Origin of the sequence: Hyalangium sp., from assembly GCF_045802625.1 — a bacterium.
GTDB lineage: Bacteria > Myxococcota > Myxococcia > Myxococcales > Myxococcaceae > Hyalangium.
Genome location: NZ_JBJMQP010000010.1, coordinates 53,227 through 78,767 on the forward strand (window position 1 = coordinate 53,227; position 25,541 = coordinate 78,767).

At 67.9% G+C, this 25,541-nt stretch carries 20 protein-coding genes; 12 read left to right on the plus strand and 8 right to left on the minus strand.

Annotated elements, in window-relative coordinates:
• The first annotated feature begins 13 nt into the window (after window positions 1–13).
• From ACJ8AT_RS02295 to ACJ8AT_RS02305, 3 genes are all read left to right on the plus strand, one after another.
• Window positions 14–2,383 (plus strand): tetratricopeptide repeat protein, encoded by a 2,370-nt coding sequence (locus tag ACJ8AT_RS02295; protein ID WP_407735871.1) that lies wholly within the window; start codon window positions 14–16, stop codon window positions 2,381–2,383.
• A 29-nt stretch (window positions 2,384–2,412) separates the two neighbouring features.
• A complete protein-coding gene (locus ACJ8AT_RS02300) occupies window positions 2,413–2,937 on the plus strand; it encodes a hypothetical protein (protein ID WP_407735872.1) in 525 nt (174 codons plus the stop codon).
• A gap of 69 nt (window positions 2,938–3,006) precedes the next feature.
• Window positions 3,007–3,471 carry a YybH family protein gene (locus ACJ8AT_RS02305; protein ID WP_407735873.1) on the plus strand — a complete coding sequence of 155 codons (465 nt, stop codon included), beginning with the start codon at window positions 3,007–3,009 and terminating at the stop codon, window positions 3,469–3,471.
• 3 nt (window positions 3,472–3,474) lie between these two features.
• Here the strand turns inward: ACJ8AT_RS02305 and ACJ8AT_RS02310 are convergent, their stop codons facing one another.
• Entirely contained in the window at window positions 3,475–4,446 is a 972-nt protein-coding gene (locus ACJ8AT_RS02310) for a homoserine kinase (protein WP_407735874.1), read from the minus strand.
• A gap of 148 nt (window positions 4,447–4,594) precedes the next feature.
• Between ACJ8AT_RS02310 and ACJ8AT_RS02315 the strand changes: the two genes are divergently transcribed.
• Window positions 4,595–6,199: a cellulose synthase gene (locus tag ACJ8AT_RS02315; protein ID WP_407735875.1), complete on the plus strand. Its 1,605-nt coding sequence runs from the start codon at window positions 4,595–4,597 to the stop codon at window positions 6,197–6,199.
• Between the two features lie 81 nt (window positions 6,200–6,280).
• Here the strand turns inward: ACJ8AT_RS02315 and ACJ8AT_RS02320 are convergent, their stop codons facing one another.
• The 4 genes from ACJ8AT_RS02320 to ACJ8AT_RS02335 form a co-directional block, all read right to left on the minus strand.
• Entirely contained in the window at window positions 6,281–7,498 is a 1,218-nt protein-coding gene (locus ACJ8AT_RS02320; RefSeq protein ID WP_407735876.1) for a choice-of-anchor A family protein, read from the minus strand.
• 335 nt (window positions 7,499–7,833) lie between these two features.
• Entirely contained in the window at window positions 7,834–8,328 is a 495-nt protein-coding gene (locus tag ACJ8AT_RS02325; protein ID WP_407735877.1) for a hypothetical protein, read from the minus strand.
• 13 nt (window positions 8,329–8,341) lie between these two features.
• Complete coding sequence (locus ACJ8AT_RS02330) at window positions 8,342–9,682, minus strand: cyclic nucleotide-binding domain-containing protein (RefSeq protein WP_407735878.1); 1,341 nt, start codon at window positions 9,680–9,682, stop codon at window positions 8,342–8,344.
• A gap of 70 nt (window positions 9,683–9,752) precedes the next feature.
• The gene (locus ACJ8AT_RS02335; RefSeq protein ID WP_407735879.1) at window positions 9,753–11,858 is read right to left on the minus strand and encodes an FHA domain-containing protein; all 2,106 of its coding nucleotides are present in this window, start codon (window positions 11,856–11,858) and stop codon (window positions 9,753–9,755) included.
• A gap of 163 nt (window positions 11,859–12,021) precedes the next feature.
• Here ACJ8AT_RS02335 and ACJ8AT_RS02340 point away from each other — a divergent pair, with 163 nt between their 5' ends.
• The 7 genes from ACJ8AT_RS02340 (at window position 12,022) to ACJ8AT_RS02370 (ending at window position 20,624) form a co-directional block, all read left to right on the plus strand.
• Complete coding sequence (locus tag ACJ8AT_RS02340; protein WP_407735880.1) at window positions 12,022–13,500, plus strand: TldD/PmbA family protein; 1,479 nt, start codon at window positions 12,022–12,024, stop codon at window positions 13,498–13,500.
• Window positions 13,501–13,510: 10 nt separating this feature from the next.
• Complete coding sequence (locus ACJ8AT_RS02345; protein ID WP_407735881.1) at window positions 13,511–14,860, plus strand: TldD/PmbA family protein; 1,350 nt, start codon at window positions 13,511–13,513, stop codon at window positions 14,858–14,860.
• A 23-nt stretch (window positions 14,861–14,883) separates the two neighbouring features.
• Window positions 14,884–15,930, plus strand: a complete 1,047-nt coding sequence (locus tag ACJ8AT_RS02350; protein ID WP_407735882.1) for a hypothetical protein — start codon at window positions 14,884–14,886, stop codon at window positions 15,928–15,930.
• A 210-nt stretch (window positions 15,931–16,140) separates the two neighbouring features.
• Complete coding sequence (locus tag ACJ8AT_RS02355; protein ID WP_407735883.1) at window positions 16,141–16,800, plus strand: hypothetical protein; 660 nt, start codon at window positions 16,141–16,143, stop codon at window positions 16,798–16,800.
• A gap of 14 nt (window positions 16,801–16,814) precedes the next feature.
• The gene (locus ACJ8AT_RS02360) at window positions 16,815–17,804 is read left to right on the plus strand and encodes a ParB N-terminal domain-containing protein (RefSeq protein ID WP_407735884.1); all 990 of its coding nucleotides are present in this window, start codon (window positions 16,815–16,817) and stop codon (window positions 17,802–17,804) included.
• An 82-nt stretch (window positions 17,805–17,886) separates the two neighbouring features.
• A complete protein-coding gene (locus tag ACJ8AT_RS02365; protein ID WP_407735885.1) occupies window positions 17,887–18,888 on the plus strand; it encodes a patatin-like phospholipase family protein in 1,002 nt (333 codons plus the stop codon).
• 173 nt (window positions 18,889–19,061) lie between these two features.
• Window positions 19,062–20,624 carry a PQQ-binding-like beta-propeller repeat protein gene (locus tag ACJ8AT_RS02370; protein ID WP_407735886.1) on the plus strand — a complete coding sequence of 521 codons (1,563 nt, stop codon included), beginning with the start codon at window positions 19,062–19,064 and terminating at the stop codon, window positions 20,622–20,624.
• Between the two features lie 350 nt (window positions 20,625–20,974).
• On the opposite strand, the gene ACJ8AT_RS02375 is transcribed toward ACJ8AT_RS02370, so the two are convergent.
• Both ACJ8AT_RS02375 and ACJ8AT_RS02380 read right to left on the minus strand, forming a co-directional pair.
• Window positions 20,975–21,715: a hypothetical protein gene (locus ACJ8AT_RS02375; RefSeq protein ID WP_407735887.1), complete on the minus strand. Its 741-nt coding sequence runs from the start codon at window positions 21,713–21,715 to the stop codon at window positions 20,975–20,977.
• Between the two features lie 18 nt (window positions 21,716–21,733).
• Window positions 21,734–22,663, minus strand: a complete 930-nt coding sequence (locus ACJ8AT_RS02380) for a hypothetical protein (RefSeq protein ID WP_407735888.1) — start codon at window positions 22,661–22,663, stop codon at window positions 21,734–21,736.
• A 470-nt stretch (window positions 22,664–23,133) separates the two neighbouring features.
• On the opposite strand from ACJ8AT_RS02380, the gene ACJ8AT_RS02385 reads away from it, so the two are divergent.
• A complete protein-coding gene (locus ACJ8AT_RS02385) occupies window positions 23,134–25,263 on the plus strand; it encodes a catalase (RefSeq protein ID WP_407735889.1) in 2,130 nt (709 codons plus the stop codon).
• A gap of 17 nt (window positions 25,264–25,280) precedes the next feature.
• Here the strand turns inward: ACJ8AT_RS02385 and ACJ8AT_RS02390 are convergent.
• Window positions 25,281–25,541: MarR family winged helix-turn-helix transcriptional regulator (locus ACJ8AT_RS02390; RefSeq protein ID WP_407735890.1), on the minus strand; the 261-nt coding region annotated here is incomplete at its 5' end.

The window sequence follows — 25,541 nt, forward strand, 5'->3', positions numbered from 1 at the left end:
TATAGGGGAGCCTATGCGGCAAGTCCTGTGGTCCAGAGCCTCCGCCCTGCTGCGACGTCCAGCGGTGCTCATCGTGGTGGGTGTGCTGGCGCTCGGCGGCTCGGCGCTGGTGTTCCTCCCCCTCTTCGGGCTGCCGGGCTTCGAGCTGGGGCTGGCCCTCTCCATCGCCGTGGGGACACTCGGAGGCGGTGTGGGCATTGCCGCCGCCGCCCAGGAGCGCCGCATCCTCAGAAACGAAGAACCCCGGCTCAAGGAGCTCCCCCGCCCCGAGCGCCCAGGCCAGGCCACCGCCCTGGCGCTGGGCACCGCGCTGCTGCTGAACCTGGCGGTGCTCGTGCCCCCCTTCCTCAGTTCCACCCTCTTCGCACTCTTCTCGACGCAGTGTGATCCGTTCGAGCTGGTGGGCTTCTATCCGCTGCTCACCCTACCCTCCGCGGTGCTGGCCTCCACCGTGGGTGTCCTCTGCGGCTTCTGGCTCAGGAGGCCGGGCCGGGCGGTGCTCGCCTACGCCGGACTCGTGCTGCTCTCGGGCGTCCACACCGCCTGGCCCATTATCACCGGGCCCCAGGTGTATGCGTTCAACCACTTTCTCGGACATCTGCCGGGGCCGCTCTACGACGAGACGCTGGCGGTGACACCGAGGCTGGGGTGGTTCCGGCTGGAGACGCTGGTGCTGGCCGCGCTCGTGGCGCTGATCACCGCCCTCTGCCTGGAGGTGCGCGAGGGACGGCTCTCCCAGCCTCGTCGCTCACCCGGCGCGTGGGTGCTGCTGGCACTGCTGGTGGGGGCGATGGCGTTCTTCGAGGGCAACGCGCCGGTGCTCGGGCTGCGGATGACGCACGAGTACCTGGCCGAGAAGCTCGGCGGCGTGCGGGACTCGCAGCACTTCCGCCTCCATTACCCGCGCGGCCTGGAGCGCGACGCCGTGGAGCGGATGGTGAGGGATCTCGAGTTCCGCTACCTGCAGCTCTCCCAGTTCCTCGGTGGTGGGCCTTCGGATCGGCTCCAGGTCTACCTGTACCGCACCGACGAGGAGAAGCAGGCGCTGGTGGGCGCCGGGAGGACGCAGTTCGCCAAGCCCTGGCTCACCGAGCTGCACATCAACGATCGATCCTTCCCCCACCCCACCATGCACCACGAGCTGGCGCATGTGATGGCGGGCCCGGCCGGCAGCGGCCCGTTCCGCGTCACCACCCGCTTCGGGCTCTGGCCGTTGATGGGAGTGATCGAGGGCTTCGCGGTGGCCGCGGATGATCCCGTCCAGGGCGATCTCACGCTGCACGAGTGGGCCGCCGGCATGGGCCGCCAGAAGCTGGCCCCGGACATGCGCAAGCTCATGGGCACGGAGGGCTTCTACCAGTCCGCAGCCGCGCGGGCGTACACGGTGGCCGGCTCCTTCCTGCGTTACCTGGCGGACACCTACGGCCCCGAGAAGGTGCGCGTGCTCTACGCCCACGCGGACTTCCAGAAGGCCTATGGGCGCTCGCTGGATGAGCTGGCTACCGAGTGGGAGCGCTTCCTGGACACGCTGCCGCTGGACGAGGCCACCCTCAGCCGCGCCTTCGCGCGCTTCCGCACCGGCAGCCTCTTCACCCGCACCTGCGCCCGCGAGGTGGCTCGGCTCCAGAAGGATGCGCAGGACTCGCTCACCAGCGATCCCCAGGAGGCGCTGGAGCTCTACCGGCGCGCCGCGGCGCTCCAGCCCGAGGAGCCCACCTATGTCATGGGCCAGGCCATGGCCCTGGATCAGCTCGACCGCACCACCGAGGCCGCTCAAATCCTGGCCACCCTGGCGGACAAGGTGAAGGCGCAGCCCGCGCTCGAGGCCGAGGTCGTCATGGACCAGGCGGACATGGCCCTGCGCCTGCAACACCTCGACGAGGCGAAGAAGTACCTGGAGCAGGTGCTCGCGCTGGCGCCCAGCCCCGAGCTGACGCGCTCCGCGCAGATCAAGCTCGCGTCGCTGGACTTGCCCTCGCGGCTGAAGACCGTGGAGAGCTTCTTCCGCGCCCGCAAGGAGGAGCTGCGCGTGCTGTACCTGGCCCGCGCCCTGGAGGCGGCCCCCACGGACCCGTACTTCAACTACCTGCTCGGCCGGCGCTTGCAGCCGTCCGGGGATCCGGCGCTCGCGGTGGAGTACCTCCAGAAGGCGCTCGCCTCGAGCGGCTCGGAGCTGCCCGAGGCCATCCGCCGCGAGGCCCTCCGGCTGCTGGTGGAGACCTCCTACCTGGCCGGCGACTGCGGCGCGGTGCGGCATGAGGTGGGCGCACTGCCGGATTTTGGACCTGCCTTCAAGAAGGAGGCCCTGGAGTGGGTGGCCCGGTGTGATTTCGAGGATGCTGCCTTTCAAGGACCTCTGGTACCCCGGCAGGCTTTCCGCTAGAGGCAGGCGCCACATTTCCAGGAGGGCGTATGCGGTTCGAGTCGCGGCAGCGGATCATGGGGACGGTGGACGAGGTCGAGCGCGCGATGCTGGACCCCAGGTATCCCGAGTTCCTGCTCAAGCACCACGGCGTGCTGCTGGAAGTCCAATCGCTGGAAGTCAAAGACGAGGGCGACAAGGTGCGCCGCAAGGTGCGCTACCGCCCCAAGCCCGTCATCGCCTCCATCGGCCCCAAGAAGGTGCCGCCCGAGTGGTTCGCCTTCGTGGAGAGCTCCACCTACGACAAGAAGAAGAAGGAGCTCACCTTCACCAACGTCCCCACCTCCAACACCATCTCCAAGATGCTGGTGAACACCGGCACGCTGCGGCTGAGGGATGTGGGCGGGGCGACAGAGCGGACCATGGACGGGGAGATCTCCCTGAAGCTGGGGATGCTGATGAAGCCGCTGGCGATGATCGGCGAGAAGGTCATCCAGTCCGAGGGCCTGAAGATCCTCGAGGGTGAGGCGCCGGTGCTCAACCGCTTCATCGCCGAGGTGCTGCGCAAGGGCTGAGGCGGGCCCGCCGCTGGCTGGGGAATGAGTTGACATCAGCGCGGTTGCACCCTTAGAGGCGACCGCACCATGACCTTCCGAGCCCTTCTCGTCATTCCCCTGCTGCTGGCCACCGCCTGCGCCTCCCGGCGCATCCCGGGCACCGAGATCGCCGACACCGACGACTCGCGCGCCATCCTCGCGATCATGGAGCGCTACCGCTCCGCGCTGGAGGCCAAGGACGCCAAGGCCATCCAGTCGCTGGTGGCCGAGGACTTCCACGAGGACAGCGGCACCGAGTCCCCGGACGATGATCTCACCTACGCCAACCTGCCGGACCACATGGCCGCCCTCTTCCAGAAGCTGGACAAGCCGAAGGTGGAGATCAGCGTGCGCCGGGTGGACGTGCAGGAGGACTCGGCCACCGCCATCTACTACTGGAACGCGAGCTGGCGCATGCCCTCGCTGACCAGCCGGCCCCAGAGCGACTCCGAGCTGGAGCAGATGGTCCTCAAGAAGACCAAGGGCGAGTGGAAGATCGTCTCGGGGATCTGACGCTCACAGCTCCAGCAGCTTGAGGAAGCCCGCCGGGCCCATCGCATCCAGGGCCCGCGCCCGCGCCAGGTAGGTGCGGAAGTCCTTGCGGGTGAGCTGCTCGGGAGGCAGCGGCGACAGGTGGAAGTCGCGGATGCGGCTGGCGGTGTAGCGCACCGCCCCGAAGAGCGCGTGGCCGAAGAGGTTCTCGCGCTCTCCCTGCGCCAGCGTCCGGGCCTCCTGGTAGCCACGGATGAAGGCCCGGCACAGCTCCGGCCGGTACCCGCCGTCGAAGCACCAGGCGTTCAGGGTGATGGCGATGTCCAGGCCGTACGCGTCCACGCACGCCATCTCGAAGTCGAAGAACGCCAGCACCTGGTCCGCCAGCCACTTCACATTGTCCAGGAAGAGATCCGCGTGGATGACGCCGCGCGGCTGCAGGCCGTGATCTCTCGCGCTCTCGGCGCGATCCAGGTGCTCCATCAGCTCCTCGGTGGCGGTGGCCACCTCGTCATCCGAGTGGCCGCGGAGCCCCTCCAGCCAGCTGTGCACCTGCGCGGCGCTGTACGGGTTGTTCCGGCTGCCAGCGAAGGACTGGGTGATCCGGTGCATCTTCCCCAGCTCCCGCCCCAGGCGCTCCAGGTGCTCCGTGGTGAGCTGAGGGCGCTTCAGCTCCTCGCCCGAGAGCCACTTGAAGACGCTCACCCGCCCGCCCTCCAGCTCCAGGAAGGGCTGCTGCTGCTTCGTCCGCAGCAGCGTGGGCGAGGGGAAGTGGGACTCGGTGAGGTGTGTCAGCAGCGCCGCCTCGAAGCGCAGCTCCTCCGCCGAGCGCACCGTGGTGTGCCGCACGAAGACGCGCCCCTGCGAGGTGAGCACCCGGTGGTTGGTGTTGATGGAGCCCTCGGGGATGGCCACCACCTCCTGCACCGCTCCGAGCCCGTACGCCTCGGCCACCCGGGCGAACGCCTCGGGTTTCAACACCGTATAGACCGCCATCGAGCCACCTCCCGGAGTGGACAGCCACCCAACCCTTCGCGCCCCCCTCCGTTGACACCCGGTGTGGGGGGACATATCTAGGCCCGGCTCACTGATCAATATAAACGTCCGAAACCATTCAAATTTTCCTGGCCGGAGGCAGTCACGCATGGGGAGCGCAGACGGCGGCAACGTCGGGCAGCGGGACTGGAAGCGGAGGGAGAGCCTGGCCAGCGCGCTGGTGCAGGTGGCGCTGGTGGCGGTCCTGCTGGGAGCGGCGGTGGCCTTCGTCGTGCACCGGGGACGGGTACGCCAGCAGGCGGAGGAGCGGCTCAAGGCAGCCCAGACCCTGGCCCAGCGCGGCAACCCGGCGGATCTGCAGAAGGCGTTGAAGGAGCTGGACGCCCTGTTCGCCCTGGACGCGAACGTGTACGGGGCCCACATGCTGGCCGCGGATCTCCAGGCCGAGCTGTGGCTGGAGCACCACCAGCCGGGCGCGGAGGCACAGGCGCGAGATCACCTGGCGCGCGCCGAGGCCCTGGAGTCCAAGGATGTGGAGCGCTACGGCGCCAAGGTGGTGCGCGCGTGGGTGATGCTCTCCGAGGGCAAGGCCGCAGAGGCGGATCAGACGTTGAAGGCGCTGCGGGATCGCGGGGCGAGCAACCCGAAGCTCTGGCTGGCCCAGGCGCGGACGGATCAGGCGCTCGGGAACCTGCTGGGCGCGCGGCAGGCGTTCTCCCACGCCGCGGAGGAGGCGTGGAAGGATCCGCGCTTCACCGCCGCCTACGGCGAGGAGCTGCTCGAGGAGGGCCTGTTCGCCCAGGCCCATGAGACCCTGGGGCGGGCGCTCACGACCAATCCGGATCACCTGGAGGCGCAGCTGCTCTCGGCGCTGTCCCTTCTTTATATGCGGGACAAGCCGCAGGACGCCGAGCGCACGCTCCAGCAGGTGCAGGCGCAGGAGCCGGAGCTGACTCCCGCGCTGAAGGCGCGCCTGCTGGCGGCTCGCGCCGAGCTGGCACTGACGCGCAGCCAGCCCGATGAGGCGATGAAGCACGCGGATGAGGCGCTCGCCCTGCTCCCGGACGAGCCCTTTGCCCTCTTCAGCCGAGCCCGGGCGCTGGCGGTGAAGAAGGATCCGAGCGCCCGAGCGGCCTTCGAGGCGGCGGTGGCCAGGCACAAGACGGCTCCCCTGCTCTACCTGGAGGGCGCCAGGTCGCTCCAGCAGGCGGGAGACGGGCCCGGGGCGCTGGCACTGCTGGACGCGTACGAGGCCATCTTCCGAGACGTGCAGGTGCCCGCTGGCGAAGGCAAGACGGTGAGCGCGCTGGAGCGGGATGATCGCTACTGGCTCGCCCGAGGTGGAGTGCTGGAAGCCGCGGGCCAGCAGGACGCCTCGCTGGCGGCGTATGACCGGGCGATCGCCGTGAAGGGCCCGGCGCTGGCCCGGGCCGAGTACGCCAAGGGCTCGCTGTTGCTGGCGCGCAAGGACTACGCCAAGGCGCGCGAGGTGCTCGCGGCGTTGACGCCCGACACCGGCGTGGGTCCCTTGCCCGAGGCCTACGCGGCGATGGGCGAGGCCCTCTTCAGCCAGGGCGACTACGAGACGGGCTGCCAGCACTACTACATCTGGCTCAGCCGGGATCGCGGCCGGAGCGTGCCCCTGGCGCAACTGCAGGCGCGGGCGGCGGACATCGGCAAGCAGCTCACGACAGCAGGCCAGCCCAACATGGCCAAGGCCTGGAAGACCGAGACGGACAACCTGCTGAAGTAGCGCCCTGCCGCGCCCAAGAAGAAGGGGCCCGCGGTATGGACCGCGAGCCCCTCTCACTTCAGCCGGCTCACCGCTCCGGGCCTACTGGTTGCTGAAGTAGCCGCAGACCTGGAACAGCCGCAGCGGGGCCAGGTGGCCCTCGGCGTTGCCCGTCAGCGACTCGGCGTAGATGCCGCCGTCAAAGCTTCCGTTGCTGAAGTCGATGTGGGCGTAGGGCGCCAGCACCGTGCCAAAGAAGCCGTAGTTGAAGGCGTGGATGTACGAGGCGTCCGGGAAGTTGAAGAGGACGCCCGTCGCATCCACGCCGCTGTACGCGTTGGAGAAGTTGGCGACCGTCGCCTCGTAGCCCGAGACGTTGATCACCGCCACGGAGCCCGAGGGCACGGAGAGCGAGAAGTACCGGGTGGCGCTCAGCTGGCTGCCCGTCACGTTGAAGACGTTCACCTTGGGATCAGAGCCCTGCAGGAAGAGGCCGCCCCACGACTGGAACTGGGTGCTTCCCTTCGCCGTCAGCCCGGCAACCACTGAGGACAGCTGGTACATCCCATCCGCCCGGCTGAAGAAGTCGATGGGCGAGCCCTGCGACAGCGAGCCACGGTAGAACGTCGCTGTCCCGTCCGCGGTGACGGTGTCCCCGTAGTGCGCATCGCCAAAGATGCCGCCGTTGCTGATGTTCAGCGACGCGCCCGCCACCAGCACGTTCTCGGTGTCGTCCGCGTGCAGCTCCGCGCCCAGCGAGAAGTAGTGCATGTCGATGTTGCCGCCCGCCGCCACCTTGCCGCGCATGTCATGGCCGCCGGAGTAGTCCCCCGTCAGGAACAGGTTGAAGTCGCTCAGCTCGACGTCCCGGCACTCGGGCGGCGGGGGGGTGATGTTGACGACGAAGGTGTGGGCCGTCTCGGTGTTGTTGTTGTTGTCCTTGGCGTAATACGTGAGCGTCGTCGTCCCCTCGCGGCTGATGACGGGGACCCAGGCCGAGGACCCGGCGGTCACCGCGCCACCGGAGTGCATGCCGCTCAGCGTCCAGGAGATGTTGGCCACCCCGGCCGCGTCATCCGTCGCCGTGATCTGGATGGAGACGTTGCCGTGGAACTCGCCGTTGGCATCCGGCGCTGGCGTCGTGGTGATGGTGCTCTGGGGCGGCGTGGTGTCATCCGCATAGGACAGCGCCGGCTGGGTGTTCGTGAGTTGAAGCGGAGGCGTCTCTGCCTTTCCCTGGGAACCAGTCATCTCGGGGGCACCGCACGCGGTGGCAGTGAAGGCGAGAAACACCAAGCGATAGATGGACAGTCTCTTCACGGAACTTCCTCCTCCCTGACTCGACCTCCGACACCGCGGGGGCGAGGCATAGGCATGGGTTCGTTGTTCGACGCGTCCGGATTTCACCAATACGGTACGCCCCCCTGTCTGACTGCATCCGCACCTTACCGGATCAGTCGGAGCAACGGCCATATGAAGTGTAGATAGATCTTTACGACCACCACGTCTAGTGGGTTAATGGAGATTTCCTAACCTTTTAGGGAATCCCCATTTAGATGTAGGCGCGCGCTCGAAGGCCCAGGGCTGAGAGCAGAAAATCGGGGAACCGGCAGGCCCTGGTGCACGCGGGGTTGCGCTGTGCACTGAGCGACGGATCAGAACAGCTCGGAGGGATCCAACTGGCGGTTTCGAGCCTCTACCACGCGCCACTCGCCGTCCTGCTCCTTCTCGAAGGAGCCCTCGACGAGCCAGGCGTTGATCACGCTCTCGCGCGCCAGCTGCTCCAGCTCCTGCGCCTCCGAGCGCGCGAAGATGAACTTCACCGAGAAGTCGCCTCGCGTGGGGGACACCTCGGTCACGTCCAGGCCCGTGTGGAAGATGCGGACCCACTGCCCGCGCAGCACCTGGGCCACCAGCACGCCCCTGACCTGCTCCTTGTTCCAGCCCTGGCCGGACTTGAAGCGCGCGGAGACGCCCTCCATCACCGTGCCAATGTCCTTCTGCTCGGCGGCGCGGGTCATCTGGATGATCTTCCGGGTGATGGCCTCCTGGACGGAGGGCTCCGGGCGCGGCCACAGGGCCAGCACCAGGCCGCCCGCCAGCAGCGCCAGCGCCAGCCCCACCACGCGCGAGCGCGAGAGCGTCACCATCGCTCCCGCCGGCTCATGAGTCCTGGGCTGGATCTGCCCCGATCACCAGCTCGTCCGCGTCGATGATCTCCGCGGGGCGCAGCGCCTCGGCCGTCTGCTTCTGCCGCCGCTCCGAGAGCTGCTCCAGGTACGTGTGGATCGTCGGGTACTCCTTCACCAGCTCGGCGAAGGCGGCGCGATCGATGAAGGCGGTGGCCGTCTTGCGCGTGGACACCACCGTGGCCGTGGCGGGCACGCCCGTCAGCAGGGAGATCTCCCCGGCCACCTCCCCCTCGCGAAGGATTCCCAGGCTCACCACGCCGCCCGCCGGATCCTCCTTCTGGACCACCAGCTCGCCGGCCAGCACCAGGAACAGGCCGGGGGACAGCTCGCCCTCGGTGAGCGCCTTGTCGCGCGGCTGCAGCGCCCGGAAGGTGAAGCGCCCCAGCAGGGCGGAGCGCTCGGACTCCGGCAACTGCTGGAACAAGGGCGAGCTGGCGATCATGTTGCGCGCCATGCGCTGCTGGGCGAACTCGGCCAGCACTTGCGGCACGGCGGGGAAGCTGCGCGCCACGGTGTTGAGGTGCTCGCGGCGGATCTCGAACACCTCCGTGTCCGCCACCGTGCTCACCGAGGCGGTGGGTGGCGTGCTGGTGATCAGCGACAGCTCGCCGAAGATGGAGCCGCCGCCCAGCCGACCCAGCGTCTTGCGCTGCCCGTCCACCAGCCGGGACACCTCCGCCTTGCCGGCGACGATGACGTGCAGGGCATCCCCCGGATCGCCCTCCTGGCTGATGACGGTGTCCGCGGGCACGCTCTTCCACGTCATCCGCTGCACCAGATCCAGGAAGGCCTCCCGATCCAGGTCGGCGAAGAGCGGCAGCGGCGGCCGGCTGTTCGGGTCGGCCACGCCGCCCGGATCCGGAGCGGCCAGCACCTCGAGGACGCGGGCGATCAGCTCCTCGCCCATCAGCTCCAGCAGGTCCGTCTCCACCTTGCCATCGAAGAGCGGATCCGGGGGCAGCGGCGGCGGCACCGAGGCGCGGCCGGGGGCGCTGCGCACCGCGCGGGCGTGGATGCGCACCAGGGTGTCCTTGAGCCGACGCTCCTGGGGAGCCAGCTCCAGGGCCAGCTTGCAGGCGGCCATGGCGGACAGCAGGTAGTCGCGCCGCAGGAGCCCCTCGGCGCAGGCGTGGTAGGCGGTGACGGCGCGCTCACGCTCCCCCAGCTCGGCCAGGCAGCGCGCCGCGAGCATGCGCGAGCGGTGATCCGAGGGCCTGCGGCGCACGGACTCGGCGAACACGGCGAGGCCGCGCTCGAACTGGCGCTCCTCGAGCAGATCCATCCCGAGCTCTCGCAGCGACGACTCACTCATGCCCGCTCTCCCCGAAGGTGTTGGAACCAAGGCTGCTGATGGGGCGGCACCTTACCGCACCCACCGCGGCTCAAGGGCTCAGTTCCTTCAGGTGGGCCTCGGCCTTGGCCCGCAGCTCGGAGCCCTCGGGGGCCGTGTCGATGACAATCCTGAATTTTTCCGCTGCGGACCGAGGATCGCGATCCTTCTCGACGTAGGCGCGCTGGAAGAGCTCCTCCACCTTGCCCTGGAGGCTGGCCAGCCCGTCGCGCGCGCGCTGATCTCCCGGATTGAGGCGCAGCGCCTCGCGGAAGTTGCTGCCGGCGCTGGCCACGTCGTTGCGAGCCATGGCCGCCTTGCCCGCGCGCACCGAGGCCTCGGCGAGCTGCTCGTGGATGTTGTCCAGCATGGCGCCCTTGAAGCCGATCTGGTTGTAGATCTCCTCGGACTTCTTGAGGGGCCGTACGGCCGTCTCCATCGAGTTGGCCTGCACCTTGCGCTGGGCGTCCACGAAGTACCGGGCGAACTGGGGGATGAGGCGCTTGAGGTTCTTGGCGCGCTCGCGGATCTCGTCATCGCCCTTGTTGGCCTCGACGACGCGATCGCACTCCAGCACCGCGCGATCATAGTCCCCGTTCTCGAACTTGCGCTCGACCGCGTCGAAGGCCTCGGCGACGAGCTGGGCGCGCCGCTCCGCCGCCCGCTTGGCCGCCAGCGCCTTGTTGTTGCGCTCCTGCTTGACCTGGTCCGCGGTCTCCCTGGCCATCGCCTGCTGCAGATCCTCCAGCTTGGTGCGGTAGAGCGGCTGGGCGTTGGACGGCAGCTTGGCGACGACGGCGCGCAGCCCGTCCACGTCGCGGGCCTCGAGCAGCTCGTCGGCCCTCTTCGTGTAGAAGGCGCTCTCGGCGTCCTTGAGCTCCTTGTCGAGCTTGGTGTGCTCCTCATCGCTCTTGGCGGTGGTGCCGGCGGGAGCCGCGTCCAGCTTCTGGCGGGCCTCCTCGTACTTGCCGTCGGCCATCAGCGCGCGCACTTCCTTGAAGGCCTCGGTGACGGCCGCCTCGGCCCGGGCCGCCTTGGCCAGCCCCTCCTCATCGATGCCCGGCTTGAGCTTCTCCGCGTCCTCGATGAGCTCGACGGCCTTCTCGTAGTCGCCATCGTGGATGGCCGTACGCGCCGCCTGCATCTTCGTCATGGCGAGCGTCACCTTGGGATCGGGCGGAGGGGGCGCGGGCGGATCCTTCTTGCCCAGGATGATGATCATCACCACCACCAGCACGACCACGGCCACCCCGCCGCCGCCCATGTAGAGGACCTTGTTGTCGCCCAGCCCTCCCTTGCCTCGCCGCGTGGGCACCGGCCGCAGGCTGTCCCCGGAGCGCACCTGGGTGCCCTCCTGGAAGCGGGGATCATTCGGGTCCACGTCCCCCTTGTTGGCCGCGGTGGCGTTCTCCAGCGCGGACTTCTTGGCCGCGGCCTCCTCCTCCTTCTTCTTGGCCTCCTCCTCTTTCTTCTTCTTCTCCTCGGCCTCGCGCGCGTCCGCCTCGGCGCGCATCTGCTTGACCTGCTCCAGCTCGTCCACGAAGCGCAGGAGCGTGCGGCCAATGGCGATCTCGTCGCCGTGCTTGAGCACCTTCTCCTCGATGCGCTCGTCGTTGACCTTGGTGCCGCTGGCGCCGCCCAGATCCCTCAGCAGCGTGCCGGTGTCGCCGTGCACCAGCTCCAGGTGCCGGCGGGACACGGCGTTGTCGCTCAGCCGCAGGTCCACGTCCTTGCCGCGCCCCACCACCATGCGCACGCTCTTGAAGCGCTTCTTCTTGCCGGCGTCCGGCCCCTCGAGCACGTGGATGGAGATGGGCGGGCCGGCGCGCGTGGAGTCCGGGTTGTCGTCGTCCTCTTCCTCGAGCGGCTCCTCCTCATCCATCGCCCGCATCTCCTTGGAGACGACGCGGGGATCCTCCCCCACGGGCGTCCCCTCGGCGGGCTCCTCCTCGCCCTCGGCGGGGTAGTGGTTGGAGGTGTGGTACTCCTCCTCCCCGGGGTTCTCCATGGCGGGCTCCTCGGGCGGACGGGCCCGGCCTCCACGGCGAGCGCCCTTGGCGTAGGGCGAGGGCTTGAGTTCGGTGCGATCGTTCTTCGACGCGCCACCTGAGGGCTTCGAGGAATCCGCGCGGGAAGAGGTCGGTCGGCGAGGGGGCATGGGTGTGGGCCGGTTCTTTGGGCCGGGGCATCTTAGAGCGCCCGGCCAGTCAAAGGAATGCGCAGAGCGCCCAGCAGGAACACTGGCAGTGCGTTGGCCGTTGCCGGTGGCGCAGGGCCCCGTTAGGGTCCTCTTCACTTTCGCAGTGTCTTGGAGAATACGAATGCCCCGTGCATCGGCGAGGACGAAGCGTCCCACCCCGGCCGAGCTGGCCCCCTTGTTTGCCCGCAAGGCCCCGGCCACTCCCCTGCTGCCCCAGCCGCTGATCGAGCGCCTGTTGGCGGTGGCCATGGAGCGCGGGGGCGAGTTCGCCGAGGTCTACATCGAGCGCTCCCTCACCACGGCGGTGGTGCTGGAGGAGTCGCGGATCAAGAGCGCGCAGACGGGCCTGACGCAGGGCGTAGGCGTGCGCGTCATCTCCGGGGCGAAGGTGGGCTACGCGTACTCGGATGATCTGGACAGCGAGGCGCTGCTGCGAGCGGCGAGCACGGCGGCGATGATCGCCCAGGGCGGCGGCTCGAAGGACAGCTTCAAGGTGAGCCGGGCGCCGTCGCCCAGCTACTACCGGGTGCCCACGCCGCTGGCGGAGGTGGACGTGGCGAGCAAGGCGGCGCTGGTGCTGCGCGCGGACAAGGCGGCGCGGGCGTTCGACTCGCGGGTGAAGCAGGTGAACGGCTCGTACGCGGACAACACCAAGCGGATCGCCGTGGCCAACACGCTGGGCCACTACACCGAGGACACCCAAGACTTGTGCCGCATCGGCATCCAGGTGGTGGCCGAGGGGAAGAAGAAGGAGCGGCGCACGGGCGTGTTCGGCGGTGGCGGCCGGGTGTCCTTCAGCCACTTCGACAGCTTCACGCCGGAGCAGGTGGGGCGCGAGGCGGCGCGGCAGGCGGTGGCCACGCTGGGCGCGGCGGAGTGCCAGGCGGGCCCGCAGACGGTGGTGCTGGCGCCGGGCTGGAGCGGCATCCTCCTGCACGAGGCGGTGGGCCACGGCCTGGAGGCGGACTTCATCCGCAAGGGCACCTCGCTGTTCGCGGGCAAGCTGGGACAGAAGGTGGCCTCGGATCTGGTGACGGTGATTGACGACGGGACGATGGCCAACGGCCGCGGCTCCATCAACGTGGACGACGAGGGCGTGCCGGGCGAGCGCAAGGTGCTGATCGAGAAGGGCGTGCTCAAGGGCTACCTGTACGACAGCCTGAACGCGAAGCTGATGGGGCAGCGCTCCACGGGCAGCGGGCGGCGCGAGTCCTTCAAGAGCATGCCGCTACCGCGCATGACGAACACGTACCTGGCGCCGGGAGACCACGCGCCGGAGGACATCATCCAGGAAGTGAAGCGCGGGCTGTACTGCGCCAACTTCGGCGGCGGGCAGGTGGACATCACCAACGGCAACTTCGTCTTCGAGGTGAGCGAGGCGTACCAGATCGAAGACGGGAAGCTGGGGCGGCCGGTGAAGAACGCGATCCTGATCGGCGTGGGGCCCGAGGCGCTGAAGAACGTGTCTCGCGTGGGCAACGATCCAATGCCGGATCCGGGCATGGGCACCTGCGGCAAGGACGGCCAGAGCGTGCCGGTGGGCGTGGGGCTGCCCACGCTGCGGATCGACAACATGACGGTGGGCGGGACGAAGGTCTGAGGAGACAGCCGTGATCAACTACGAGCAGCTCACGAAGAAGATCGTCCAGCGCGCGAAGAAGAAGGGCGCGAAGCAGGCGGAGGCGTTCCTCGAGGTGGGGCGGCAGAGCTCCTGCAAGGTGCGGGACGGGGAGATCGAGGATCTCACCCAGGCCACGAGCAAGGGCGTGGGCCTGCGAGTGATCACCCAGGACAACCGGCTGGGCTTCGCGTACACGTCGGACTTCGAGCCGTCCTCGCTGGATGCGTTCGTGGACCGGGCGCTGCAGCTGGCGCAGACGGCGGCGCCGGACAAGCTCAACGGGCTGCCCACGGCGAAGGAGCTGGGCAAGCCGGGGGAGACGGGCGAGCTGTACGATCCGGCGGTGGCGGAGCTGGCGGGCGACTGGAAGATCAAGGCCGCGCTGGAGATCGAGAAGGCGGGCAAGTCGGTGGACCCGCGCATCGCCACGTTCAACAACGTGGGCGCGGGGGACTACGTCGCGGAGGTGTACATGGCCTCCAGCGAGGGCGTGTCCTCGGGCTATGCGGGCACGTACGTGTACCTGTTCGGCTCGCCGGTGGCCTCCGAGAGTGGACAGCTCCAGACGAGCTACTGGATTGACTACAAGCGCTTCCTGGAGGACCTGGACTCGCCGGAGGAGGTGGGCCGGGAGGCGGCGCGGCGCGCGGTGCGGATGTTGGGGGCCAAGCGGGTGAAGAGCCAGCAAGTGCCGGTGATCTTCGATCCGATGATGGCCTCGTCGTTCGTGGGCAACGTGGCGGCGGCGGCGGATGGGAACGCCATCTACAAGAACTCGAGCATCTTCGTGGGGAAGCTGGGCAAGCGGCTGGCGCCCGAGTCCGTGACGGTGCTGGATGACGGCCTGCTGGAGCGGGGCCTGGGCACCTCGCCCTTCGATGGAGAGGGCGTGGCCACGCGGCGCACGGCGATCCTGGAGAAGGGCGTGCTGAGGAGCTACCTGTACGACTCGTTCACGGCGCGCAAGGCGAAGGCGCGGACGACGGGGAACGCGTCACGCGGGTACAACTCGCTGCCGCACATCGGGACGAACAACCTGTACATGGAGCCGGGGCAGCGCGCGCCGGAGGAGCTCATCCGCGAGGTGAAGAATGGCTTCTACGTCACGGCGATGCTGGGGCGAGGGGCGGACCCGGTGACGGGCGAGTACTCGCGCGGGGCCAACGGCTTGTGGATCGAGAACGGTGAGCTGGCCTACCCGGTGCAGGAGGTGACGGTGGCGGGCAACCTGCTGCAGATGCTGCAGGACGTGGATGCCATTGGCAGCGATCTCCAGTTCCGCGGCTCGGCGGGAGCGCCGACGATCCGGTTCAAGCAGATGACCGTCTCCGGCGACTGAGCCTCGCGGAGTAGGATGCCTGCATGAAGCTGTTCGAGGCGCGGCCTTCTCATCATGCGATGGTGCTGGTGTTTTGGGGTTTGCTGGCGGGTTGTGCCAGCGGCGGAGCGGGACCGCGGCTGCATCCAGTTGCCAGCTTCACGCCACCTTCATCTGGGCGCCCTGTCGGAGCCGCACGACAGCGCACCCTGCTGGCCTCCAGCGATGGAGTGACCCCAAGTGGAGAAGCTGCTGGGCAGAAGGTGCAGGGCTACAGCGTTCCGGGCCGAAAACCGGACTCCCAGGCCCCTTGGGAGTTCTTCCTCGGCAACGCCGCGCACAGACTCATTGCCTATATGTACGGTGTGAATCACCCCACCAGCCGCGTCTTCTACAACACCAAGACCATCGTCGACATCCTTCAGGATAGAAGGATCGGTGATCCGTCTCGTCTGCTCCCGAATGAACGGAGCATCTGCCCTGACATCACAGATGTCTCCATCTGGAAGCTCTTTGAGATCAAACCCTGGAATACCAAGGGACTTCAGGAGGGCCTCCAAGAGGCCCAGATCTACCTGGCTGCGCTGAATCGAGCGCTCCTGGTCGGCAAAGCCTTCACGCTTGGCACAGGCTTCGAAGGTCAGATTCTGATCCGGTTTGCGAGGGGCCAGTACATCTGGAGGCTGGAGTGGCAAACCACCGAACCTGGCGTGGTCCAGTACCGCTGGACTCGCAGCCAGCAGCGCTTCGATTCCGCTGCTGCTGCGTCCGACGCAGCGCAGTGGGTGGCACTCACGGAAGAGGAGATGCGCCAGTACGGAGGGTGGGTCGGGCAGGCAGTGGAAGGCATGGTCAACCGGCGCGAACAACTCGCCAGCTTCAGCGGGGCCGTGGGCGTCGTCATTGACATCATGGGCGAGGGAGCGAAGGCACTCTTCACAGGTGTGATCCTGGACCGGATGAACTCTGGGGCTGGAACTCAGCCCCCGGGTCAGCCTCCTGCCCAAGGTGGACAAGTCATCCCGTTTCCAGTGCAACCCATCCCCAGCGCACCACCGGCGCAGGTGCCCGCCGCCGCGATGGGCATGTGACGCAAAGGCACACCCCTGTGCGCTGGCCACTTCCTCATAGGCTACCTCTCTGGTAGGACGCGAGCCATGCAGCCTGGAGCGCCCTCCTCCCTTCAGATGCCGTCCCTTCTCCGCGGCATCTACTCTGCGGTCCACTGGAAGACGCGGACAGAGGGCCGCCGCTGCGCCGAGCAGTACCGCATCAACGGTACCTTCCCTGCTCCCCATGAGTTGCTGGAAGTACCTCCCGGCACATTGGTGTTGACTCATGAAATAGCGGACTTCCAGCGCGAGCGACCTGCATGGCGGCTGTACATGGTCTTCAATGTCATCAGCGGGCTGTGTGAAGCCCTCGACTGGCAGAACTCGTTTCAGATAGGCGATGCCTACGAGAAATTCTGCCGTGAGAGCAGCTGGGGGGCGCTGTACTTCATGATCTCGCAAACCGCCCCGATGAGCGCCGAGCGCGTGGCGCTCCGCCTCCAGGCGGTGCTGCGGTTCTGGGAGCCACTCCAATCCGTGCGCTACCTCTTCAAGAGGCTCAACGCCGTGCTCACCTTGGAGGAACTGATGATCGCCTCCAGTGACTGGGCCATGGATGCGTGGTGCCCCATGGGAGAAGCCTCGGTCCGTCAACGGCTCGAGCTGGCTGCGGAGAGAATGGCGCGAGCGACTCGGGAGGACTGCCTCGAGGCCATTGTCCGGCAGATGCCCCGGGCACTCGAGGCGGCGCGCGATCTCAAGCACCGCGACGTCTTGGCGAACCCCGGATTGCTGCGCCAACACCTCGCCACACTCGACCCGGCTTCCTTCGAGCGCATCTCCGCGGCGTGCACATCGGATCTGCTCGAGCACCTGTATGAGTGGGATCACCAACTCGGAGTGCATTAGCCAGAAAGGGATGTATGGCAGCGAAGAAGGCAGCGACCAGGGCCCGCAGCACCACGCCACGCAAGCCGCGCCGCAAGAAGGTCGAACCGGGCTCCAAGGGCCTCAGCGCCGCCGAGGTGGCCAGTGAGGCGGCCGCACAGCCCACCGAGCTCATCCAGGCCATCCAACAGGACGGGGGCCAGGTGCTCTCGGTGTACCGGGATCCGCTGGGCGCTCACACCGTCGTGTTCGCCGTGCTCCCCATCGACAAGGTGGAGCCCACCCCCTACCAGCGCGATCTCTCCGAGCCCCACGTGAAGCGGCTGGCCACCGCCATGGAGCGGCTGGATCGCTTCCTGGATCCCGTCATCGCCGTGCGCAAGGACGGCAAGTACTGGACCCCCAACGGCAACCACCGCCTGAACGCCTCGAGGCTGCTGGGCGCCAAGTCCATCGTCGCGCTGGTGCTGCCCGAGGAGGACGTCGCCTATCAGATCCTCGCGCTCAACACGGAGAAGGCGCACAACCTCAAGGAGCGCTCGCTCGAGGTCATCCGCATGCACCGCGGGCTCACCGGCTCCCGGGCCGGGCGCGAGGCGGACTTCGCCAACCTCTTCGAGGAGCCCTCCTTCATCACCCTGGGCGCCGCCTACGAGAAGCGGCCACGCTTCGCCGCCGGTGCCTACAACCCTGTCGTCAAGCGCATGGAGCGCTTCCTGGATCTGCCCATGGCCGAGGCACTCCAGGTTCGCGAGGCCCGAGCCAACAAGCTCCTGGAGCTGGATGACGCGGTGGCGCGGATCGTCACGGCGCTCAAGGACAAGGGCTTCCAGAGCCCCTACCTGAAGAACTTCGTCGTGGCCCGCCTCAACTTCCTGCGCTTCAAGAAGGATGACAGCCCCGTGGAGTTCGATCCCACGGTGGCCAAGATGCTGGCCAGCGCCCAGAAGTTCAACGTGGACAAGGTGAACAAGGACGACATCACCCGCATGGGGGGCGGCGCGGGCGAGCCCGACGAGGAGTAGGCAGGCAAGCTCAGCTCGAACTCGAAGGCGAGCGCACGCCCGCGGATTGGAGCCGTGGGCGCGGCTGCCTTAAGCTCGCGGCATGGTCATCAAGAACCTCGTCTTTCAGGGCGGCGGCGTCAAAGGCATCGCCTACTCCGGCGCCATCCAGGTACTCCAGGCTCAGGATCTGCTGCGCACCGTGGAGAACGTGGCCGGCGCCTCCGCGGGCGCCATCACCGCGGCGCTCCTGGCGGTGGGAGCCACGGCGGACGAGATCCAATCCATCGTCGGCAGCACGGACTTCGCCACCTTCATGGACGGCCGGGGCGGAGTCATCGGCGACACGGTGCGGCTGGTGAAGTTCTACGGCATCTACAAGGGTGACGAGTTCGAGCAGTGGTTCCGCCAGCAGCTCGGCACGCTCACCCAGCGGCTCACCGGGACGGCCCAGCCGGATCTCACCTTCGCGCAGCTCTCGGCGCTGGCGGCGAAGGAGCCCGCCCGCTTCCGCAACCTCTACGTGGTCACCACGAACCTCACCCGGCAGACGGCCGAGGTGTTCTCCGCGCAGACGCGCCCGAACGTGACGCTGTGGCAGGCGGTGCGCATGTCCATGAGCATCCCGCTCTTCTTCGAGGCCTTCCACTTCAATGGGGACGTGTACGTGGATGGGGGCCTGTCATGGAACTACCCCATCGATCTCTTCGATGGGCTCCTGCGCGATCCAGTCCTCGGCAAGCCGGTGATGCCTCCGGAGATCGGTGTGAACAACGACACGCTGGGCTTCAGCCTGGGCACGAAGGAGCAGATCCAGCACCTGGAGCAGGATGGCACCCCTCCCTCTGTCTCCGTCACCGGCCTGGAGAGCTACGCGAAGGCGCTGTTCGGCTTCATGCTCAACGCAGCCAACCGGCTCCGCCTCGATCCGGACTCGATGCAGCGCACGGTCTTCATCGACAACGCGAACGTCTCCACCACGGACTTCACGCTCTCGGAGGAGCTGAAGCAGAAGCTCGTGGACAACGGCATCCTCGCCACCACCGGGTGGCTCCTGCGAGCGGCGCAACCTGCCCTGGCAGCCCAGATCGCCACGGGCACCTGAGCCAGCATCCCAGGCACAGCGGAGCCAGAACCGTGGCGGTGGGCGTGGAAGGCGTACGAGGGGCTCGAGCAGCGCAGCGCTGGAGCCGGTTGGCGCTCCTCGCCCGGCTCGGGCTCTGTCTCGCGAGCGCCTGCCGCACCTCGACTGCGCCCGTCGCTCCTCCTGCCGCGGCCATGCCTCAAGCCCCGGTGGTGGCGGCGCCAGCACCCTCCCCTCGCCCGCCTCCCGCGCCTCGGCCGCGGCACGAGCCCGAGCCGCGGGTCTTCGACGTCAAGCCGGACGACACCCACCTCGCCAGCTACCACGTCACCGTCACGGGCCAGGAGCTGGAGACTCCGCCCTCGCGGCTGGTCCAGATCTTCCCCGAGCGCTACTCGGAGGCCACGGGCATCTTCACCTTCCGCGGAGGCCCGACCCGCACGGGCGGCTCGTGGGGCACCTGTCCCATGCGCGAGCACAAGCTCGAGCTGGCCTGGACGGCCACCACCACCCAGGGCCTCCCGCCCTGGTTCGGAGGCGCCGGGTGGACGGGCGAGCCCGTCATCGTCCAGTGGCCGGATGTCATCCGCCACTCGATGGTCCGCCTGGGCCGCCGCCGCTTCGAGCAGGGTCTCATCGAGGTCATCCAGGGCTCTCTCGACGGCTCGGTGTACTTCCTGGATCTGAAGACGGGCCGCCCCACACGGCCGCCCATCGCCACGGGAAATCCCATCAAGGGCAGCGTCTCGCTCGATCCGCGCGGCTACCCGCTGCTCTTCGTCGGCCAGGGCATTCCGCAGAAGAAGCCCATCGGGCTGCACGTCTACGATCTCATCACCCACCAGGAGGTCTTCTTCCTCCCCGGCAGAGACAAGGCCTCGCCGCGGACCTGGGGCGCCTTCGACAGCTCCGGCCTGCTCAACCGCAACACCGACAGCTACCTGCTGGGCGGCGAGAACGGGCTGTTCTACGCGCTGAAGCTCAACACCGACTTCGACTCGATCAAGCTCACGCTGAAGGTCCGCCCCGAGGTGCTGCGCTACCGCTACACGCCCGAGGGCAGCCCGCACTACGGCATCGAGAACTCCATCTCCGTGGTGGGCAACCTGGCCTTCTTCGCCGACAACGGAGGCACGGTGCAGGCGCTCGATCTGCGAACCTTCAAGCCGGTGTGGGCCTTCAAGGCGGGCGATGACACCGACGCCAGCCTCCCGGTGGAGCTCGAGAACGGGCACCCCGTGCTCTACACCGGCACGGAGGTGGACAAGACAGGCCCGCGCGGCAAGGCCTGGCTGCGCAAGCTGGACGGGCTCACGGGCCGCGTGCTCTGGGAGCGCTCCTATCCGTGCACGGGCGCGCTCGGGCCTCCGAAGAAGATCGACGCGGGCGTCTTTGCCACGCCCCTGGTCGGCACGGGAGACATTGGCAACCAGGTCGTCTTCACGCTCTCGCGCTGCCCGGGCTTCAACGATGGCCTCATGGTGGCGCTCGACAAGGCCACCGGCGAGGAGCACTGGCGCAAGCCGCTGGAGCACTACGCCTGGTCCTCTCCCACCGCCTGCAAGGATGACCAGGGCCACACCTTCCTGCTCCAGGGCGACATCCTCGGCACCGTGTACCTGCTCGACGCGCGCAACGGCGCGGAGCTGGACTCGCTCAAGCTCTCGGGGCTCATCGAGGCCTCGCCCGCCATCTTCGGCGACATGGCTGTGCTGGCCACGCGCGGAAACTGGATCCACGGCCTGCGCCTGCGCTGACTGTCTCGGCAATGTCCGAACGTTAGAGCTCGACACGTCGCGAACCGGGCGTTCGACACGTCGGACAGAGCTTTGTCGCATGTTTTTGTAGACCCACCGTGCGGTAAATCCGCGTTTCCTCGTCCTCCCGTACCGTGGCTTGGTTCCTGCTCATGAACCTGAAGGACGTGCCGCTCGAGCAGATGGAGCAGCTTGCCGCCCTGCTGATGCCGAACCTGCGCCCGGCCCGCGCCGCCTGAGCCCGGCCCGAGCGACACACACCGTTGTCAGCACCGGGCCCTCCCTCTTTACTGGGGGAGGGCCTTCGTGTTTTGGGCTCTCTCCCGCGCCGCCACCGGAGTACGGGGGCGTCACAACACCCGGGCGGCGCGGGCCGCCTCCAAAGTGTACTCCCGCCCCGCGGTGGTGAAGGGGCCTGTCTTCTGGACGAGCCACGCGCGGGTGCCCGGAGGCATGTAGAAGTCTTCCTCGAAGGGGGCCAGCCCCAGGTGGCGCAGGTAGTCCTTGAGCATCTCAAAGGTGAAGCGGTCCCTCACCCGGCACGCTTGGTACTGATCCACCTGCTCGAAGGGGAAGGGTTCACCCTCCTGCTCGAAGACCCAGCGGCCTCCATCATTGGCCACCTCAATGGCGCGCACATAGTTGTGGATCTTCCCCGGCTGCTCCGGGCCGAACACATCCAGCATCACCGCGCCATAGCGGCCTTGGTCCCCGCGCAGCGGATGGGGCACGGCGACCACCCGCAGGCAGCGGATGCTTAGCCTCCGGGCCATGTAGCTCATGGGGCTGGCGGCATCCGTCCCGGTCCACACGCTGTTGACGTAGGCTGTCCAGGCGCTGCGCGTGGGGATGAACACGTACCGCCGCTGCCTCTCCCCACTGGTCAGGGGCAGCAGGCGGGAGAGCACTTGCTCCAGGGTGCCCGAGACAGGGAGGACCTCCACGGTGAAGCCATCGGACGCCACCAGCCCTCTCTGCCAGGTGGCGAAAGCTTGCGCCGCCTGCTCCGCCTCCAGTTCCAGAAAGCCCATCGTCGAGGAGACAGGCGCCCAGCGGTCCTCCAGCAGCAGTCCCTTCATCTCTTGCGTCATTCCGGCCCGCCTCCTCCCTCAAGGGATGATGATCAAGATGACCACGCCTTCCGGGTCATTGGCGGTGATGCGTGACTGGTGGCCAGAGCCACGGCCCGAAGTGGGTGAGTCGTACTCCAGATAATAGCGGCGGCCCTTGTAGTCGAATTGTAGGTCTGGCCGATTGATTCCCACGCGCGCCTTGTTCTCCAGGTTGAGCTGCTGCTGGTTCACCCGAATGTTCTCAGCGTTGAGTTCCTTCAGGTACTCGATATCTCTCTGAAGTTGAGCATTTTGCCTGGGGCTGGGGCTAATGGGACGGGTCGTCTTGAGTAGGTCTGGCACCTTCGGCTTGACGGTGAGGTCCTGACGTAGACGCGGGCCGGCGGGCACCGGCGGCGGCGGGTTCTTGCCCGTGAGCGCTTGGACCAGTTCCGGAGAGGGCGCGAGCGGGCCCGGTGCCGGAGGAGGCGGTGCGGGCGCTGGAGCGGCTTCTGGACCCGCCGGAGCGAGTTCTGGAGCAGGTGCCTTGGCTCTCAGCGGAGCGGGAGGAGCCTCCCCCTTGCCCAAGCCCACCGGCTCCACGGGCTCCGGGGCAGCCCACCCGGGCACCGGCCGCGTGGCGGTCATCAACTTGCCAGCAGCCACTCCCGCCGCCAGCGCCGTGAAGAACTCCTGGGCCGCTCCCAGCTGGGACACCGGGCGGGCGGTGAACAGCTCCTGGCCGCTGCCCATCCGCCAGCCTCGCTCCAGCGCGAAGTGCAGCGGGTTGATGTCCCTCGACGCCCCATACAGCAGCAGCTGGTACCCAACGGTGACCGGGTGGGTGAGCACGTAGTGCGTGACGATGCGCCGCCGGTTCTCCCAGTGGGCATAGCCCTCGGCGGCGACGGCTCCGGTGCCCAGCAGCGGCGCCATGGCCTGGCGCTGCTGTGGGGTGAGGCGCTCGGGCGTCACCGGTGGCCCCATGCGGCTCGCACCGGGCCTGTCTCGTCAGCGGCGTGTGCCCCAGGCGCGACGAGCACCGCCAGCAGCAAGACGGCCTTCCACAGCCTCCGCCACAGCAGCATGGGTCACCCCTTCTTGTCAGCAGGGGCTCAGGCTAGAGGGCTGCCACGGGCAAGAGGAGGAGCCGCCGGGTGGCGCCCGGGCCTTACCTCCGGACGCCCCGCCAGGGAGGCTTCGGCCCGAACTCCCCGAGTACCGTCTGGAGAGGTGGGGTAGATGTCCAGACGTCCGGACATGCGGAAGGGCAGATTGTCCAGACGTCCGGACATGGGCAGGGGCAGATGTCCAGACGTCCGGTTCGGACCTCCTTCCCCATGTCCGAACGTCCATGAGGTGACAGGCGCGTCGCTTCGCCTTGCTCACGATTTCGAACGTGATGACCTTGCGGCGCCACCCGTGGGGCGCTCTGCCGCCCCCGTCACCAGGACCTTATGGCACCGCGAAAGCCCGCTTCGAATCCCACGAAACAACTCAAGAACCAGAGCCTCGAGCCCTTCCGGGAGCGCCCGGAGGACACGGTGCTCACGACGGATCAGGGCATTCCCATCCCGCACACGGATGACTCGCTGAAGGCGGGAGTCCGAGGCCCCACGCTCCTCGAGGACTTCCACTTCCGCGAGAAGCTCACGCGCTTCGATCACGAGCGCATCCCCGAGCGCGTGGTCCACGCCCGAGGCTCGGCGGCCCACGGTTACTTCCAGGTCTACCAGTCCCTGGAAAAGTACACCCAGGCGAAGTTCCTCACGGATCCCTCCCTGCGCACGCCGGTGTTCGTGCGCTTCTCCACGGTGGCTGGCTCCCGAGGCTCGGCGGACACCGTGCGCGACGTGCGCGGCTTCGCCACCAAGTTCTACACACCGGAGGGCAACTTCGATCTGGTGGGCAACAACATCCCCGTCTTCTTCATCCAGGACGGCATCAAGTTCCCGGACGTCGTCCACGCCGTCAAACCCGAGCCGCACCACGAGATGCCGCAGGCGGCCTCGGCGCATGACTCGTTCTGGGACTTCGTGGGGCTGGTGCCGGAGACGGCTCACATGATCATGTGGGCCATGTCGGATCGCGCCATTCCTCGCAGCTACCGGATGATGGAGGGCTTCGGCGTCCACACCTTCCGCCTGATCAACGCGCAGGGCAAGTCGCACCTGGTGAAGTTCCACTGGAAGCCCCTGCTGGGCACGCACGCGCTGGTGTGGGACGAGGCGCAGAAGATCGCTGGCAAGGATCCGGACTTCCACCGCCGGGATCTCTGGGAGGCCATCGAGTCGGGCAACTTCCCCGAGTACGAGCTGGGCCTGCAGATCCTCCCCGAGGAGGACGTGCAGAAGTACGGCTTCGATCTGCTGGATCCGACGAAGCTGCTGCCGGAGGAGCAGGTGCCGGTGCAGCGGGTGGGCAAGCTGGTGCTCGACCGCAACCCGGACAACTTCTTCGCGGAGACGGAGCAGGTGGCGTTCTGCGTGAGCAACGTGGTGCCGGGGATCGACTTCACGGATGATCCGCTGCTCCAGGCGCGGCTGTTCTCGTACCTGGACACGCAGCTCACGCGCCTGGGCGGCCCCAACTTCGCCGAGATCCCCATCAACCGGCCGGTGTGCCCAGTGCACAACCACCAGCAGGATGGGTTCCACCGCGACACGATCAACACGGGGCGGGCCAACTACCACCCCAACTCGCTGGGAGGCGGGTGCCCGGCGCTGGCCCACCCGAACCAGGGCTTCACTCACTTCCCGGAGCGGCTCAGCGGCGGCAAGATCCGCCAGCGCAGCGAGAGCTTCGGCGATCACTTCAGCCAGGCCACGCTCTTCTTCAAGAGCCTATCGAAGCCGGAGCAGGAGCACCTCATCGCGGCGCTGGAGTTCGAGCTCGGCAAGTGCGAGCGCGCCGTGGTCCGTGAGCGCGTCGTGCACCAGGTGCTGGCGAACATCGACTCGGATATGGCGATCCGCGTGGCCAACGCGCTGGGAGTGACACCGCCCAAGCCGTCCAAGCCGCCCAAGGCGGGCAAGGCTCGCAACACGATCGAGACCGCGCCCTCCCTGAGCATGGAGAACACTGCGAAGGACTCCATCAAGACGCGGAAGATCGCGGTGCTGGTGGCCAATGGGTACTCGGCGAAGGAGCTGGACGCGGTGAAGCGCGCGCTGACGGCGGCGGGCGCGATCGTCGAGGTGGTGGCGCCCACGCTCAGCCCCCTCAAGAGCGAGGAGGGCTCGGATGAGGGCCCGCTGCGGACGTTCCAGACCGCGCACTCGGTGCTGTACGACGCGCTCTACGTCCCGGGCGGGGAGAAGAGCGTGGCCACGCTCCAGCAGATCCCGGACGCGGTGGACTTCGTGCGCGAGGCCTACAAGCACTGCAAGGCCCTGGCCTTCTCGGGCGCGGGGGCGATGCTCATCGAGGCCGCGGGCCTGAACAAGATCGCGGTGGCGCAGAAGCTCGACGACGATCCGGGCATCGTCCAGAGCGCCAAGGCGGACATGAAGAAGTTCAGCCAGCGCTTCATCCAGGCGATCGCCGCGCACCGCAACTGGGCGCGCCAGGCGCCTCCGCCAGCCTGAGGCTCCCGCTCCCGCCGCTACTTCTCCCCCTCCTCTTCATCCGTGGCGGCGTCGCCGGTCTGCAGCACTCCGGCATGCACCTTCTCCAGCAACTGCAGGAGCAGCTTCCGCTCCTGCACCGTGAGGTGCTTGCGCACGTCGCTCTCCAGCCGCTCCAGCTCGGCGTGATAGACGGCCACCTCCTTGCGGCCCGCCTCCGTCACCTCCAGGCGCACGCAGCGGCGATCCTCTCCCGCGCCGCGCTTCAGCAGCCCATCCTCCACCAGCCGATCCACCAG

What these genes read in the sequence shown, in the direction of transcription:
- ACJ8AT_RS02295 (WP_407735871.1), top strand. Translation starts at nt 14, where the DNA reads ATGCGGCAAGTCCTGTGGTCCAGAGCCTCCGCCCTGCTGCGACGTCCA.
- ACJ8AT_RS02300 (WP_407735872.1), top strand. Translation starts at nt 2,413, where the DNA reads ATGCGGTTCGAGTCGCGGCAGCGGATCATGGGGACGGTGGACGAGGTC.
- ACJ8AT_RS02305 (WP_407735873.1), top strand. Translation starts at nt 3,007, where the DNA reads ATGACCTTCCGAGCCCTTCTCGTCATTCCCCTGCTGCTGGCCACCGCC.
- ACJ8AT_RS02310 (WP_407735874.1), bottom strand. Translation starts at nt 4,446, where the DNA reads ATGGCGGTCTATACGGTGTTGAAACCCGAGGCGTTCGCCCGGGTGGCC.
- ACJ8AT_RS02315 (WP_407735875.1), top strand. Translation starts at nt 4,595, where the DNA reads ATGGGGAGCGCAGACGGCGGCAACGTCGGGCAGCGGGACTGGAAGCGG.
- ACJ8AT_RS02325 (WP_407735877.1), bottom strand. Translation starts at nt 8,328, where the DNA reads ATGGTGACGCTCTCGCGCTCGCGCGTGGTGGGGCTGGCGCTGGCGCTG.
- ACJ8AT_RS02330 (WP_407735878.1), bottom strand. Translation starts at nt 9,682, where the DNA reads ATGAGTGAGTCGTCGCTGCGAGAGCTCGGGATGGATCTGCTCGAGGAG.
- ACJ8AT_RS02335 (WP_407735879.1), bottom strand. Translation starts at nt 11,858, where the DNA reads ATGCCCCCTCGCCGACCGACCTCTTCCCGCGCGGATTCCTCGAAGCCC.
- ACJ8AT_RS02340 (WP_407735880.1), top strand. Translation starts at nt 12,022, where the DNA reads ATGCCCCGTGCATCGGCGAGGACGAAGCGTCCCACCCCGGCCGAGCTG.
- ACJ8AT_RS02350 (WP_407735882.1), top strand. Translation starts at nt 14,884, where the DNA reads ATGAAGCTGTTCGAGGCGCGGCCTTCTCATCATGCGATGGTGCTGGTG.
- ACJ8AT_RS02360 (WP_407735884.1), top strand. Translation starts at nt 16,815, where the DNA reads ATGGCAGCGAAGAAGGCAGCGACCAGGGCCCGCAGCACCACGCCACGC.
- ACJ8AT_RS02365 (WP_407735885.1), top strand. Translation starts at nt 17,887, where the DNA reads ATGGTCATCAAGAACCTCGTCTTTCAGGGCGGCGGCGTCAAAGGCATC.
- ACJ8AT_RS02370 (WP_407735886.1), top strand. Translation starts at nt 19,062, where the DNA reads ATGCCTCAAGCCCCGGTGGTGGCGGCGCCAGCACCCTCCCCTCGCCCG.
- ACJ8AT_RS02375 (WP_407735887.1), bottom strand. Translation starts at nt 21,715, where the DNA reads ATGACGCAAGAGATGAAGGGACTGCTGCTGGAGGACCGCTGGGCGCCT.
- ACJ8AT_RS02380 (WP_407735888.1), bottom strand. Translation starts at nt 22,663, where the DNA reads ATGGGGCCACCGGTGACGCCCGAGCGCCTCACCCCACAGCAGCGCCAG.
- ACJ8AT_RS02385 (WP_407735889.1), top strand. Translation starts at nt 23,134, where the DNA reads ATGGCACCGCGAAAGCCCGCTTCGAATCCCACGAAACAACTCAAGAAC.